Genomic DNA, 15,705 nt, shown 5'->3' on the forward strand with positions numbered 1-15,705 from the left:
AAACGGTCATCAAAGAGAGGTTTGGTGACCGAAAAGTAGTGGGAAGCGAAAAAACGGTCATCAAAGAGAGGCTTGATGACCGAAAAGTAGTGGGAAGCGAAAAAAATGGTCATCAAAGCGTGGGTTGATGACCGAAAAGTAGTGGGAAGCGAAAAAACGGTCATCAAAGAGAGGTTTGGTGACCGAAAAGTAGTGGGAAGCGAAAAAAATGGTCATCAAAGCGTGGGTTGATGACCGAAAAGTAGAAAAACGTAAAGTAGGGCGTCAAGGAGTTGACGCCCTTTAACTAGAGCTAAGACTAATGTGATCCTAAAAAAGGGGATAACATCTTAGCTCTATTTTTTATAAATACGTTCGCTCTATCTTTCTATGAAGAAAAAAGCAGGATAAGAGCTCGTTTAAAGTTAACTTATAGTAATAGCATAGTTGCCAATTTTCAAAAGCGGATCCGTACATAAATTAGTATTTCATTAAGTAGGTCTTACTCATTTTGTCATACAATGTCCGTCTGTTTTTCCCAAAAGAAAGGAAGAAGGTAGGGAACAAGAGGAGTTTCCAACATTCTCGTTTAACATAGTGCCACTTTGTTAGCTCTTGTCGCTGTTCATCGACTAACGTTAAGTCGGCTATCATCATACCAATTGAGCGACGTTTAAATGCAGGATAAATGACTTGATAAATAAGAAAAACAGCACCTAAAATGGCATAATTAATAATAAATAAATGCGGTTCATTTTCCCAGATGTCTTGTCGGGCACGGTCTGGGTCTCCGATAAACAGCGACTTGGTCGTTGTCATCATCCATATTGTGGTAAGTGCGGATGTCATATATAGTACCATCGTAAGGATGACTAGATCGTAAAATAATGCGATTGAACGTATCCAGCCACCCGCTCGTAAATTTGGGTGTAGAAACCGCTCTTGTAATTCTGGATCGTCTCTAAGTTCCAATATGTTTCCCCCTTGCATAATTTGATTTCTTGGCTAAATTTTTGTAAAATTGTTTATATTTCCTAAATATTTATTATATCGATATTTTTTTTGTTGGTCAAACGTAAAATGGCAATATTTTGAAAATTGTAAGGTTATGTTGTAGTGGAAACTAGTGATAAAGAAAGCAATTACTTTTAATCGAACAAAGGAAGGGTTAATTACATTGGACAAAACCATTGAGAAAATCAAACCGACAGTGATGCAAGTCTTTGATTACTTACATCAGCATCCGGAAATTAGTTGGCAGGAAGTAAAGACGACCGAATATATAGGGAGCGTTCTACGAGATAATGGTTGGAAAGTGACGACTTTTGATGATTGTACAGGGGTAATCGGAGAATTAGGAAGCGGAAAACCTGTCGTAGCGGTTCGTGCGGATATGGATGCGTTGTGGCAAGAAGTGAATGATACATTTTGTGCTAATCATTCATGCGGACACGATGCTCATATGGCCATCGTTTTAGGGGTGATGTTCGCTTTAAAGGAAATGAACTATGAACCTGCAGGGAAAATAAAATTGATTTTCCAACCAGCTGAGGAAAAAGGAACGGGTGCTTTAAAACTTGTGGAAAAGGGCGTTATCGACGATGTAGATTTTTTATATGGAGTGCATTTAAGACCGTTTCAAGAATTAGATAATGGCTACGCAGTTCCAGCGATCCATCACGGGGCAGCGCGGTTTATCGACGGGAAAATTAAAGGAGCAGATGTACATGGGGCACGACCACACCTCGGGGCTAATGCAATTGAAGTTGGGGCAGAACTGGTCTCTCTTTTAAAAGGTATCCATCTCGACCCGATGGTTCCGTATTCAGTTAAAGTGACCAAATTTATAGCAGGTGGAGACAGTGCAAATATCATCCCAGGTAATGCGAGCTTTAGTCTGGATTTACGAGCACAAACAAATGATGTGATGAATGAATTGACGTCACGTGTGGAAAAGATCGCTGCCACTTTGGTGAACCATTATGATGTGGACATTCAACTGTCTCAGGCTGCTTATATTGCTGCTGCCGAAGTGAATGCTGAAGCGACAGAAATGATGAGTGGAGCGATTAAAGAAGTTTTAGGAGAAGAGAAACATAGACCACCAATTATCACAACCGGCGGAGATGACTTTCATTTTTATACATTAAAACGACCGCATCTAAAAGCAACGATGCTAGGGTTAGGATGCGATTTAAAGCCAGGACTACATCACCCGCATATGAATTTTGATAAGGAAGCACTATTCAAGGGAGTTGAAGTTTTAACAAACGTTGTGGTGAACACGATGAATAAGCTTAACAATGAGAAATTCTAAACAAATTACTAACCTAGCAGGCTAAGTGAGTCTGTTACTAGAGTAGCATCACATGAGAGTCTAGTGCTAGAACAACATCTTAAATAAAACAAGTTCTGGGCATGAACAAAAATTCCTTCTTACACGTCGAGTGTAGGGGGGATTTTTAATTTGGTTTTAATAACCGTTCTGTTGATTTCTGAATAAAGGTGAGTTGCCAATGAGGCAGAGCCGGGGAATAAAAGGAAGATGTTACTTCGTTAAATAATTAGAAAATTATGATAATATATAACTAATACGAGCAAAGGAGAGGTCATCATGCCTAAGAAATTCATTATACTCATAGTCTCAGTGCTTGCTGTATGGATGATCTACTTCTTTCATGAAAAAAATAAAGCGAAATATACATGGGAAAGCTACCATGATTATTTGGCAACCGACGAAATGATAACGGTTACAACATACAATATTCGTTATGGTAAAGGGTTAGATAATCGTGTCAATTTACAGCGGACAATCGAAGCTTTGCGCTCTTTAGACTCTGATATTATAAGTTTGCAAGAAATTGAACGTTATAGTTTTCGATCCAAATTTAAGGACCAAGTTCAAATCATAGCACAAGAGCTAGAAATGAATGCCGTTTTTTATCCATCAATCTCCTACCCTGGGATTTATTACGGCAATGCGATACTCTCGAGATTTCCAATTGAAAGTACAGACAGAATTTCTTTTTTTAGTAAGAGGGAAAATCGGTCAGCCATCTTGTCTAAGATAAATGTATCGGAAGACCAATCAATTTTTGTGATAAATACCCATTTAGGTCTAAATGAAGAAGAAAGGATAGAGGCTATAAAAGAAATTAATGAGAGGTTAAGCCAGATTGAGGAACCAGTGATTTTAATGGGGGATCTGAATTCTTTACCGATAAAAAAAGAATATCAAATGTGGGACTCATATTTAACTAAAAGTAATGTCGGCGACCCTATTCAAACTTACTATAGTCGAGATTGGCAAATTGATTATATTTTTCATAGCAAGGATTTCATTGTGAGTCAAACCAATGTGTTGAAAAGCGATGCTTCCGATCATTATCCAGTTAGTGCTGTGTTATCACTGAGAAATGATCCACTGAAATTTTCAACCGTGTCAAGTCGAGGAACGGTTTTAGATTAAATTCTTAGGCATTGTTATTGAAGGACTGGATAGGAGGGGATGCCTTTCCAGTCCTTCAACAAGTCTTAATTAAAACCAGTACATAATTTTACAAATTAAGGTTGAAGGCTAGTTTTATAGCTGTTTTTTTACACTACATGTAATTTACACTCAGGTAATATTCTTTACATTATGCCTGATCCGTTTTAAAATCCTAACTATTGGAAAAGTGAATAGAGAGGATGATTCCGTGTTTCGTTATGTTTATATTTTCTTAACAGCCATTTTCTTTATTGGACTGGCTGGATGTTCGGGCAGCGAAAACTTAGAACAAGAAGAAGTTCAACTCCCAAATGATGAAATGACCATTGTTGCGATTGTTAATGATGAGAAAATACATAAATCAGAATTTCAGCAATTAGTGGAACACAGAAAAAGAATGTATGAAGAGGATGGGCTTGATACAGAAGAGCCCCATTTTATTCGTCAAATTGAGGAGCAAATTTTAGAAGATTTAATTAGTAAGGTGTTATTACTCCAGGCTGCTGAACGTGATGGGATAAATGACGCCTATATAGAAGAGCACATGAATGACATTAGGGAAAATTATGAAGATGAAGCTGAATTTTTAGACGAATTAAAAGCAAATCATCTAACCGAAAAAGATTTAGAAGATATGTTAAAAATTGACCTTTTCGTTGAGCAATACTTAGAGGGACTTGAAATATCTGAGGATGAAATCGATGAATTACTTGAACAATATAATGGCTTCACGGAAGGTGAAATTGATATGGAACAGGTAAGACCAACGATTGAAGCCAATGTGATGCAGAAGCGGAGAGGAGAGTTACTCAACGAGCTTCTTGCGGATTTGAAAGCTGAAAGTGAGATCCAAATTTTACAATAGTTTTTAATAACCAGCGAGGTTGGCTCAATTGTCCAAACGCGGTAGTTTACATGCGCCTACTGTGTTTAGCACTACTTTGAGACAACCTCATTTTTTTGGGTGAAAGAAGGATTAGACTCAGTAACATGACCTATAGTTAAGAATTATTAGACTTGACGGTTCGGGTCTTCTGTCTTTGGTTCTGCTTTTCTTTTTTTAATAACTGAGATAGGGGCCTTAATTACGAGGTCAAGCCAATTTGCAAAGTGATAGGGTGCATACGGCGATGTATAATAGCTTCCGAAGCTACGTAAACCGACAAGATGAATGTTAATTAGAATATAAGAGATAACGATACCGAACAGTCCAAATGCTGCGGCGGCTATCATAACAGCAAACCGTAACATCCGAAATGCGATACTGATGTTATAGGCTGGGAGTGAGAAGGATGCTATCGCTGTTAAGGCAACAACGATGACCATGATAGGACTTACAATTCCTGCCCGAACAGCTGCATCCCCAATGACGAGTCCACCAACAATACCTATTGTTTGACCAACAGGACGTGGCAATCGAACCCCAGCTTCCCGCAGTAACTCGATCGTGAATTCCATCAGGAGTGCCTCTACGAAGGCTGGGAATGGAACCCCCTCTCGTGAACCTGCAATTGAAAGAGCTAATGTAGTTGGAATCATACCTTGATGATACGATACCATTGCTATATAAAGTGCAGGTAGAAACATCGCAATAAATGCACCAGCATACCGGAGCAGGCGGTATAATGAGCTAATTTGCCAGCGATCATAGTTATCTTCTGGTGACTTAAAATACTCTTCAAAGGTCAGTGGTGCAATTAAAGCAAATGGCGTACCATCCAATACGATAACAACTTTCCCATTAAAAAGGTGTGAAGTTGTTTTGTCAGGTCGTTCGGTTCGAAGTAATTGCGGAAAAGGGGATAATACATTATCCTCAACAAATTGTTCTAGACCACCTGTCCCTTCTATATTATCTACATCAATACAAGAAATCCTATAGCGCATTTCCTCTACTAGCTCCATGTTTGCAATACCTTTCACATAAAGAAGGGCAAAGTCATTTTTTGCTCTCCGTCCAATTTGCCCGAATTGTACCGTCAAATTTGGGTCTCTAATTCGTCGCCGAAGTAACATGACATTTGTATGAAGAACTTCATTGAACCCGTCACGAGGCCCCCGAACAACAATTTCACTTTCAGGCTCTTCGATGGCACGCTGATTAAAGCTTCTCGTTTCTAATAATATGAACTTGGGAATGCCATCGATGACGAGTAATGTTTCCCCTGACATGAGTGGTAAGATTGCATTATCGTACGTCGTTTCAATCGAAAATTCGATGAAATTGGTAACCTCTTTTGTTAAATGATTCAATAAAGCATCACCTTTTAAACGGGCAACTGCATCTTGAGTAAATTGTAGAAGAGGTCTAATTACTTTTGTTTCAATTCCATTTTCATCCGCTAAGCCGTCAACATAAAATAAGGACGCTTTTAATTCTTTCCCAATGATGAAATCACGTTGGACGATGTCATCACTTTCACCAACGATGTTCTTAATAGAAGTAACCATTTCATCTATAACAGGAGACACTTCAAGTGTATATTCAGCTTTTGAACGAACTTTATTTGAATTTAATTTTTTTAGTAACTTTCTATACATTCGGGTCACCTCCAATGCCTAGCTAGTCTAAGCGTTCATTTAACATATAATGGCGAATTTTAACGGTGGCTGACACATTTACCTCGGCATTTTGAAACTCTCCGCCTTCACCTTCCCAGTTTTCTTTAATCGTTTTCCAATAAGGATATTGTTGTTGACGAACTTTCTTATGGAATCCGAAGATATCTGCTTGAAAATCATTTTGAACTTTTTTGATACTATTTTTGACTTGGCGAACAATTGCTTTTTCGATCAATTCCTCTAGTTCACGGATCGTTTGCTCATTACTAATGTCCACATCATGAAGCCAACTTTCTGCAAAAGATCCTTCCGCTTTTACTTTAACATCAAATATATTACGGTTATTCTCACGACGATAGTCAATGGTAGAAGCCATAGTAATTACTTCATATACAAAGAATTCTCCTTCACCCTCTTCATATTCCGCTTCAATAATCACACTTTCCGCATCACCAATAACCCAGTTATAGCCTTTTACCTCTTCTTCAGTTAACCAACCTCGCATCGTGGATTCTGTTCCTAGAAAAACGGCTGCTCCTGTGATCCTCAAATCATTACCAACGGGTTTAATTTGCGGGATAATAAAGCTCTTTTCGCCCGTAATATGAGTTGCTATATCACCCATTGTCGTAGGTGCAGGCATCGCCAAATTCGCTTGGTAATTATCTGTAATGTCTACAATGGAAGTGGTGATCAATTCTTCAAGTGGCAACTTAATATTTAAAATATCTTTTGTATTTGCACTTGTAATATAAACATAAGATTTTCTCCGCATTTCATGGTCGCGGATATACAAATCCGCTAAATGTTTAAGCATGGGTCCGCTCTTAACGAGGCTTTCATTGATGATCAAAACTTTTAAATGCTCAAAATTGAGTCTTCTACTTCTTCTGGCAGAAACTTGTCGAATAGTATTGAAGTTCGTTAAATCAGTTGTTGTAATGTTAAAAAAAGCTCGCCCTGTTCTTCCACCTTCTTGTGCTTCAATTTTGCTTGGGATTGAAACGTTAAAGGTCGCATCAAATAATTGGGGGTGCTCTGCTTTACGAGAAATACGGTGGCCTCTTTCTCGCTCAAACGTTCTTAACTTTCCTTCTTCATTCTCGGTTGGATCAAATCCAATAGCGACAACAAAACCAATCTCTTCAATTTCAGTAAGGTCCCAGCATCCGATGAGAAAAGGGACGAGCAGGGTGAGGAAAATAAAATAAATGATTTTTTTCATTCTACATCCCCCTTGTTTTCTCGTGATGATGTTGCTTTATTAACTAATGTTGCAGGTATCCTTTAAACATTAGAAGAAGGCCTAGACCGATTTACATAGAACTATTATTCTCAATAGAAGATTTGCTTCGGTTCCGGATCCACACCGTTAAAAAGCCGATGATAAATGTACTTACTAATAATCCATCCCCTAATAGAGCTACATATTTGCCGATGTTTTCCACTTCAGTGATAGAATTAGGAATAAACGAAACTAAAAAAATAAAAAAGAGTAAAATGGCTGAAAGATAAGATCGCTTCTTCTGGGACTGAATAAATTGTTCATGGAATATTTGTTGGATCACAAAAAGGATGTTGGCCATCGATGTAAAAATGGCCATGATATATATCGTCAGGAAAATCGATTCAAATCGTTCAATAAAAGCGCCGATTAATTCGATTTCCTTTGCTAACTCAATCGCTGGGAATGTAATCACTTTTGTCATTTCCAGACCAAATATCGCATAAGCAGTTATCGTTATAAAAGCATAGATGATGGTCGCTGCAAGCATAAATAGGCTCAATGTACCTGAACGTAAATCCGATTCTTTCATATACGCCATAAAAAAGAATAAAAGAACAACTCCCGCGAATGAAAACATAGGAGGTAAGATGCCATATAAAACGGGAGTAATTCCCTCACTCATAATGGGTAGGAGTCGGTCAAATTGAGCATCATTAAAATTGAACAACATGATAAAAAATAGAGCGACAAAAATAAACGGGGTAAACATAAGATGAATATGTACAATCCCCTGGATGCCTTTCGATACTGCATAGGTGATGAGAAGGAGAATGATGGCAACGACAACTTCTGCTGGAGTTTGGTCGATCAAATACATTTTCACAGCCATCGCTAGTATCCGCGCTTGCATACTTACTAATAAACCTAAGTAAAGAATAAAAAGAATGCCAATGAATTTGGCAACCCATTTCCCTAGTTTGCCTTCGGCTAAAAATTGAAGATAGGTCCGGCCTGGGAAATTTTTTTGTAATTGAGTGTATAAATAAATTAATCCAATTGAAATAAAGCCTGCTAAAAGGATTGAAATCCAGCCGTCTGTAGTTCCAACTTCATTCGCTAAAGTTCTTGGTAAAGTTAAAATGCCTACTGCGAAAATTAAAGATACTAAGGAAATTCCCATTTCAATGGGAGTGATTTCATAATCCTTTTTATTGCTCATGGTATTGACTCCTTTAAGACTTCGATTGCTGATCTATCCCGGATTGACCTGTGATTTCTTGACGTTTTTGTTGATTTTCCTCTTCCATGTATGGTAATTTGACAAGTTCTTGTAATTTTTGTGTACCTTTTTGAAAAGCAATGACGATTAGTGCTGATCCTAAAGCGGTCCAAACAATGGATCGCTGTGGCAGAAAACCTAAGACGTTATCAAGAAAATTTTCCATTGTATATCTCCTTAATAAATGGTTTGGTATACAAATTTTTCTTTAGTTTTTCTCAAATTACGGAAATTATGAGGAAGTCAGGAAATTTGTAAGAATGGGTTCCAGTAAGTTAATAAATAAGCACTTCTTCAGATTAGTGAAACCTTTTTTAAGTAGGAACGTAAGGAAGATTACAATGATGTAAATTGCAATCATAAAAGGTAAAAGAAGATAAAAGAAAGATAAAAGAAAGGGTAGCAGGTACCTTTAACTCTGTACTGTGGTAAAGGTACCTGCTACCGAAATGAAAAAGGAATTCGATCAATATAAGTAAACAGAGCATCATGTCGTCATTTATTTGAGCATTAGAGGGGCGGTATAATATGCATTATCCATCAAAAAAAGATTTGTGGTTAGGCGGTATAATATGGGCAACCATTCTATTTTCGTTGATGATGCCTATATTAGGCAGCGAATGGATAACGTTTGCGATAATGAGTCCTATTGCTGGGTTTATGGTTTGGCTCTGGTTTGGGACTAGTTATCTTTTGACAGAACAACAAATTAAAATTAAATATGGTCCTTTTAAGAAAACAATTAATATCACGGATATATCGAAAATTAGTAAATCAAAAAATCCACTATCGGCACCTGCTTTGTCTATCAACAGGCTCGAAATTGTTTACGGTAAATTCTTTGATTTTACGCTCATTTCTCCTGTTAATGAACGCGAATTTCTCCTTCAGTTGCTGAAAGAAAACCCCAATATTCAGCTAGACGAAAAAGTAAAAGAAATAATAGGGGAGAGGTAATGGAAGATATCATGCGGTGCATTTATTCATGCGGTGCCTATCCATGCGGTGCCAGGCACCTTTAACACTCTGCTGTATTAAAGGTGCCTGGCACTGTTTTTTATAGAAAGTGTTGACACTTTTTTGATTTTATGATATTAAAATTATTGGGTTAGCACTCTGGTGCTATGAGTGCTAAAATAAAGGTGAACTTTACATAAAAGAATGATTGATATTGAAAGGGGAAGTTTTTCATGACGAAAAAGCAGTTTCAGGCCGAATCGAAAAGATTGTTAGAAATGATGATTAACTCGATCTACTCACAAAAAGAGATTTTCTTGAGAGAGTTAATTTCCAATTCTAGTGACGCAATTGATAAAATTTATTATAAAGCTTTAACGGATGAGTCGTTAAATTTTGACCAAGAGAGTTACTACATAAAAGTTGAAGCGGATAAAGAGAACCGCACGCTTAAAATCACAGACACTGGAATCGGGATGACGAAAGAGGAGTTAGAAAACAACCTCGGAACCATCGCGAAAAGTGGATCGTTAGCTTTTAAAAATGAAAACGAACTGAAAGATGGCCATGATATTATCGGTCAATTTGGAGTCGGTTTCTACTCCGCATTCATGGTCGCTGATGTTGTCTCAGTAACAACAAGAGCTCTCGGAAGCGATGTTGCCTACAAATGGGAATCTGAAGGTGCCGATGGATATACAATCGAAGAAGCACAAAAAGAAACGATTGGGACAGAAATCACTTTAAAAATTAAAGAAAACACGGAAGATGAAACATACGATGAGTATTTAGAAGAATATCGTTTAAAAGGTATTATTAAAAAGTACTCTGACTTTATTCGCTACCCTATCAAAATGGATGTTACAGGGCAAAGACCGAAAGAAGGAAGCGAAGACAACGAATTCGAAGAGTATACAGAAGAGCAAACGATTAACAGTATGGTTCCGATCTGGCGAAAAAATAAAAATGAACTAACAGACGCAGATTACGAGAACTTTTACCAAGAAAAGCACTACGGTTTTGACAAGCCTACAAAGCATATTCATATTAGTGTAGACGGTGCGGTACGCTATAATGCCATTCTTTTTATCCCAGAAAAAATACCGTTTGACTTCTATAGTCCTGAATTTGAAAAAGGGTTGGAGCTATACTCTAGCGGTGTATTAATTATGAATAAGTGTGCAGACCTGCTGCCGGATTATTTTAGTTTTGTTAAAGGGATGGTTGACTCAGAAGATTTATCACTTAATATCTCAAGGGAAATCCTTCAACATGACCGTCAACTTAAACTGATCGCTAAAAATATTAAAAACAAAATCAAGAGCCAGCTTCAAAGCTTATTAAAAGACGAGCGTGAAAAATATGAGCAATTCTTCGAAACTTTTGGAAGACAATTGAAGTATGGGGTTTATAGCGACTTCGGACAACATAAAGAAGACTTACAAGATTTAATCATGTTCTACTCTTCAAAAGAAAAGAAATTGGTTACATTAGCTGAGTATGTTGAAAGAATGCCAGAAGATCAAAAGTATATTTACTATGCTTCTGGGGAGTCGCACGATCGAATTGAGAAACTTCCGCAAACGGAGATGGTATTAGATAAAGGCTATGAAATTTTATACTTTACGGATGAGATCGACGAATTTGCGATCAAGATGTTAATGTCATATAAAGAGAAAGAGTTCAAGTCGGTTTCAAGTGGCAACTTAGGGATTGAGGATGAAAAAGAAGATCAATCAGAAACGGAACAAAACGAAAGTAAAGAACTGTTTGATTACATGAAAGATATTTTATCTGGAAAAGTAAAAGATGTACGTGCATCGAAACGTTTGAAATCTCACCCTGTCTGCATCTCAACAGAAGGTGATGTTTCCATTGAAATGGAAAAAATTCTAAAAGCGATGCCGAACAACCAAAATGTACAAGCAGATAAAGTGCTGGAAATTAACATTAATCATGATGTGTTTAAGTCATTGAAAGATGCACTTGAGCAGGATAAAGACAAGTTAACATTATTTACGAACCTTCTTTATAATCAAGCGCTTCTTATTGAAGGCTTACCAATTGAAGACCCAGTCGAATTTACAAACGACATTTGTAAGGTGATGGTGTAAAAAAAGTGTTAGAATTTGCGGTAACTCACTAAAATGTTAACACTTTAATTTGTTAAAGGTACCTGGCACCCAAAATGGGTGCCAGGTACCTTTTTTTGAAGTAATTGATTGACAGCGTTTTCAGGTTTTGTTTTAATAGTTTTACAAGTTAATAGTTCTGATGGAGACAAGGAGACCAGTATTTGTAGTTATCACTTTAATGATAGCTCATTTGCTGATCTCTTTTTTTGTATCTGGGGGATAGCTCTAGTAAGGAAGCTGCAAGGAATCAAGTGCCGCTATACATTGTTGAGCAGATATTAGGTGCTTTTATGGGTGCAAACTCGTTTACCGCATTCTTATCCGCATTAGTAAGCAACTGAAGATCACAAGGGCTATGACTAGCTGTATTCTAACAGGTCGATCCATTTCTCATACTCCATCTAACTTAATTTAGTGAAGTGTTAGGGAGTTTTGTGTTAGTCTTAGGAATATTAGCAATTGATGCCAATGAGTTTACAGACGCTTTTTTTAGATAAAAAAGTAATTGCTTAGCTTAAATCATAGTAACTTTATAGTATCAACAAAATAAAAAGAATATAAGAATATTGGGGGATAAAAGAGATGGAAAAGAAATATATTCTATCATTAGACCAAGGAACAACAAGCACTCGTGCTATTATATTTAATCAACAAGGAGAAATCGTTGGTGTGGAGCAAAAAGAATTCACACAAATATTTCCTCAGCCAGGTTGGGTAGAACACAATGCAAATGAAATCTGGGCGTCAGTGTTGTCTGTCATTTCTGGAGTATTGTTAAAAACAAATATTAAAGCAAAGGAGATCGCAGGTATCGGCATTACGAATCAACGCGAAACCACGGTCGTTTGGGATAAAAATACGGGCCTTCCTGTGTACAATGCAATCGTCTGGCAATCTCGTCAGACCGCTGATATTTGTGAAGAGCTAAAAGAACAAGGACATGGTCAAATGGTGCGAGATAAAACGGGCTTATTAATTGATGCTTATTTCTCCGGGACAAAAGTAAAATGGATCTTGGATCACGTTGAAGGAGCACGGGAAAAAGCCGAAAGCGGTGAGCTTTTATTTGGAACGATTGACACGTGGCTCATTTGGAAGTTGTCGGGTGGAACAGCACATGTCACAGACTATTCGAATGCATCGCGCACGTTAATGTATAACATTCATGAATTGAAATGGGACGATGAACTACTTGAAATGTTATCAGTACCAAAGTGTATGTTACCCGAAGTAAGGCCATCATCTGAAGTGTACGGACTGACGGTGGACTACCATTTCTTTGGAGAGCAAGTACCGATTGCTGGAGCAGCTGGTGACCAACAAGCTGCATTGTTCGGACAAGCGTGTTTTGAAAAAGGAATGGCGAAAAATACGTATGGCACAGGTTGTTTTATGCTTATGAATACGGGGGAAAAGGCAGTAAAGTCAGAACACGGATTACTGACAACTCTCGCATGGGGCATCGATGGAAAAGTAGAATATGCATTGGAAGGCAGTATTTTTGTTGCAGGGTCAGCCATTCAATGGTTACGTGATGGACTGCGGATGATTAAGTCGGCAGGCGATTCAGAAAGCTATGCAAAGAAAGTAGAGTCAACAGAAGGTGTTTATGTAGTACCAGCATTTGTAGGACTTGGGACACCATATTGGGACAGCGATGTTCGTGGAGCCGTTTTTGGAATTACGCGAGGTACAGAAAAGGAACATTTTATCCGCGCAACGCTGGAGTCACTAGCATTCCAAACAAAAGATGTCTTAACAGCGATGGAAGCGGATGCAGGAATTTCACTCAAAACTTTACGTGTTGATGGTGGAGCTGTGGCGAATGAATTTTTAATGCAATTTCAAAGTGATATGTTAGGTGTACCGGTAGAGCGTCCAGTTGTTCAAGAGACAACAGCCTTAGGCGCTGCTTACTTAGCTGGATTAGCGGTAGGATTCTGGAACAGTCGTGAAGATATTGCAAAACAATGGAGTATCGACCGTACGTTTAATGCAGAGATGAATAACGATCATCGAGAAAAATTATATACAGGCTGGAAAAAAGCAGTTCATGCAACAATGGCATTCAAGTAAAAATTATGTTTGCAAAACAATAGGAATAGAACTATAATAAATATAAGTTAATACTGAGGTCGGAGAATAGGAGAGGCCACAACACTCAATTTTTATGTGTTTGCGTAAAATTTGAGAGGTTGTGGTCTCTTTTTGTATGCCCTCATAAGATAAAAATAAAAGGGGAGTTCAAACATGGGAAATTCTTTTTCGAGTAAACAAAGAGCAGCTTACTTAGAGGAAATGTCAAAACATACATTGGATTTATTAGTGATCGGTGGCGGCATCACAGGAACAGGTATTGCTCTAGATGCGCAAGTACGTGGTATTAATACAGGTCTAATTGAAATGCAAGATTTCGCAGCTGGTACTTCAAGCCGATCTACGAAACTCGTTCATGGTGGGCTGCGTTATTTAAAGCAGTTTGAAGTTAAGCTTGTGGCAGAGGTCGGAAAAGAACGTGCGATTGTATATGAGAACGCGCCACACGTAACTACACCTGAATGGATGTTATTACCGATGGTCCAAGGAGGAACCTTTGGAAAAACAGCAACATCAGTTGGTCTAAAAGTCTACGATTATCTAGCAGGTGTAAGAAAAGAAGAGCGCCGTAAAATGTTATCTAAAAGTGAGACCCTGCAAAAAGAGCCTTTAATTCGCAGTGATAAACTCAAAGGTGGCGGGATTTACGTAGAATATCGTACGGACGATGCCCGTCTTACGCTCGAAGTGCTAAAAGAAGCAGTACATCGTGGGACAAAAGCTGTTAACTATGCAAAAGCAGAAGAGTTTATTTATGAAAATGGAAAAGTGATTGGAGTTAAAGTTCGTGATGTCTTATCTAGTAAACTATATAGTATTTATGCGAAAAAGATTGTTAACGCAGCTGGACCATGGGTAGATACGCTACGGGAAAAAGATAACTCAAAAAAAGGCAAGTATCTGCATTTAACAAAGGGAGTTCACCTTGTCATTGATGGTAGTCGTTTTCCGTTAAAGCAAGCCGTCTATTTTGATACAGAAAACGATAAACGCATGGTATTTGCAATCCCGCGAGATGGCAAAACGTATATCGGTACAACAGATACTTTTTATAATGATGAAATTGCTCACCCGCGAATGACGGAGGAAGATAGAGACTATATTATAGCTGCATGTAATTATATGTTCCCAACTGTCAATTTAACAGTAGACGATATTGAATCAAGCTGGACGGGGTTACGACCATTAATTCATGAGGAAGGAAAAAGCGCCTCTGAAATTTCTCGTAAAGATGAAATTTTCTTTTCTGAAACAGGACTCATTTCAATCGCTGGAGGGAAGTTGACAGGTTACCGTAAGATGGCTGAACGAATTGTCGATATCGTTGGGAAAGACTTAGGAAATACGCAACCGTGTACGACCGCTCATATAAAGCTTTCCGGTGGCGATGTTGGCGGGTCTGATCAGTTTGAGTCTTACGTCAAAAAAATGATCAAAGAAGGAGAGGAACTCGGTCTATCTAAAGAGGATGCAAATCGACTTGTCCACTTATACGGATCGAATGTAACAAAAGTTTACGAGATTATTAGAAATCATAAAAAAGATGCAGACCTTCAGCGATTACCGATTACGGTCTTTGCTCAACTTAAATACGGCATTGAAGAAGAAATGGTATCAACGCCGATCGACTTTTTCAACAGAAGAACTGGCGCTTTATTTTTCAATATGAAGTGGGTAAAACAGTGGAAAAATGAAATTGTAGCTTACATGAAAAAAGAATTAAAATGGACTGACGAGCAAGTTGTAAAATACGTAACCTATTTAGAGTCCGAAATCTACTACGCACAAAATCCAGTGGATGGGAGTACAGACGTCCAGAAAGCAATATAGGGTGTGAAAAGAAAAATACGTATATGGAAGCTGTCGGTGTAAAGAATAAAACACAGAGAAAAGTGGGGGGGCGGCGCGATTGTTTGAAGAAATAAAACAGGCACCCCCCAGGAGTCTGTGTGTTTTGTTGAAACAAATAGCTAGTTGG

General features: G+C 38.0%; 12 protein-coding genes and 1 pseudogene. 8 read left to right on the forward strand and 5 right to left on the reverse strand.

What is annotated here, in order from left to right; all coding sequences use genetic code 11:
- Window positions 1–459: 459 nt before the first annotated feature.
- Window positions 460–951, reverse strand: coding sequence for an RDD family protein (locus AC2VNP_RS09480; protein ID WP_486917098.1), 492 nt, complete (start codon window positions 949–951; stop codon window positions 460–462).
- Window positions 952–1,156: 205 nt separating this feature from the next.
- Here AC2VNP_RS09480 and AC2VNP_RS09485 point away from each other — a divergent pair, with 205 nt between their 5' ends.
- The 3 genes from AC2VNP_RS09485 (at window position 1,157) to AC2VNP_RS09495 (ending at window position 4,334) form a co-directional block, all read left to right on the forward strand.
- Entirely contained in the window at window positions 1,157–2,296 is a 1,140-nt protein-coding gene (locus AC2VNP_RS09485; RefSeq protein WP_486917109.1) for a M20 peptidase aminoacylase family protein, read from the forward strand.
- Between the two features lie 297 nt (window positions 2,297–2,593).
- On the forward strand, window positions 2,594–3,448 hold the full coding sequence (locus tag AC2VNP_RS09490) for an endonuclease/exonuclease/phosphatase family protein (protein WP_486917099.1): 855 nt from the start codon (window positions 2,594–2,596) through the stop codon (window positions 3,446–3,448).
- A gap of 208 nt (window positions 3,449–3,656) precedes the next feature.
- Window positions 3,657–4,334, forward strand: a complete 678-nt coding sequence (locus AC2VNP_RS09495) for a SurA N-terminal domain-containing protein (protein WP_486917100.1) — start codon at window positions 3,657–3,659, stop codon at window positions 4,332–4,334.
- Between the two features lie 146 nt (window positions 4,335–4,480).
- Here the strand turns inward: AC2VNP_RS09495 and AC2VNP_RS09500 are convergent, their stop codons facing one another.
- The 4 genes from AC2VNP_RS09500 to AC2VNP_RS09515 form a co-directional block, all read right to left on the reverse strand.
- Window positions 4,481–6,010 (reverse strand): spore germination protein, encoded by a 1,530-nt coding sequence (locus tag AC2VNP_RS09500; protein ID WP_486917101.1) that lies wholly within the window; start codon window positions 6,008–6,010, stop codon window positions 4,481–4,483.
- 22 nt (window positions 6,011–6,032) lie between these two features.
- A complete protein-coding gene (locus tag AC2VNP_RS09505; RefSeq protein WP_486917102.1) occupies window positions 6,033–7,256 on the reverse strand; it encodes a Ger(x)C family spore germination protein in 1,224 nt (407 codons plus the stop codon).
- 91 nt (window positions 7,257–7,347) lie between these two features.
- The gene (locus tag AC2VNP_RS09510; RefSeq protein WP_486917103.1) at window positions 7,348–8,478 is read right to left on the reverse strand and encodes a GerAB/ArcD/ProY family transporter; all 1,131 of its coding nucleotides are present in this window, start codon (window positions 8,476–8,478) and stop codon (window positions 7,348–7,350) included.
- Window positions 8,479–8,491: 13 nt separating this feature from the next.
- Window positions 8,492–8,704, reverse strand: coding sequence for a hypothetical protein (locus tag AC2VNP_RS09515; protein ID WP_486917104.1), 213 nt, complete (start codon window positions 8,702–8,704; stop codon window positions 8,492–8,494).
- 362 nt (window positions 8,705–9,066) lie between these two features.
- Here AC2VNP_RS09515 and AC2VNP_RS09520 point away from each other — a divergent pair, with 362 nt between their 5' ends.
- The 5 genes and pseudogenes from AC2VNP_RS09520 to AC2VNP_RS09540 all read left to right on the forward strand — a co-directional run bounded on the left by AC2VNP_RS09520 (window position 9,067) and on the right by AC2VNP_RS09540 (window position 15,557).
- Complete coding sequence (locus AC2VNP_RS09520; RefSeq protein WP_486917105.1) at window positions 9,067–9,495, forward strand: PH domain-containing protein; 429 nt, start codon at window positions 9,067–9,069, stop codon at window positions 9,493–9,495.
- A gap of 233 nt (window positions 9,496–9,728) precedes the next feature.
- A complete protein-coding gene (gene htpG / locus AC2VNP_RS09525; RefSeq protein WP_486917106.1) occupies window positions 9,729–11,609 on the forward strand; it encodes a molecular chaperone HtpG in 1,881 nt (626 codons plus the stop codon).
- A 394-nt stretch (window positions 11,610–12,003) separates the two neighbouring features.
- A pseudogene (locus AC2VNP_RS09530) lies at window positions 12,004–12,109 on the forward strand (aquaporin); the annotation flags it as partial.
- Window positions 12,110–12,212: 103 nt separating this feature from the next.
- Window positions 12,213–13,706 (forward strand): glycerol kinase GlpK, encoded by a 1,494-nt coding sequence (gene glpK, locus AC2VNP_RS09535; protein WP_486917107.1) that lies wholly within the window; start codon window positions 12,213–12,215, stop codon window positions 13,704–13,706.
- A 174-nt stretch (window positions 13,707–13,880) separates the two neighbouring features.
- Complete coding sequence (locus AC2VNP_RS09540) at window positions 13,881–15,557, forward strand: glycerol-3-phosphate dehydrogenase/oxidase (protein ID WP_486917108.1); 1,677 nt, start codon at window positions 13,881–13,883, stop codon at window positions 15,555–15,557.
- Window positions 15,558–15,705: the final 148 nt, after the last annotated feature.

It is taken from the genome of Alkalihalobacterium sp. TH-98, from assembly GCF_057473385.1.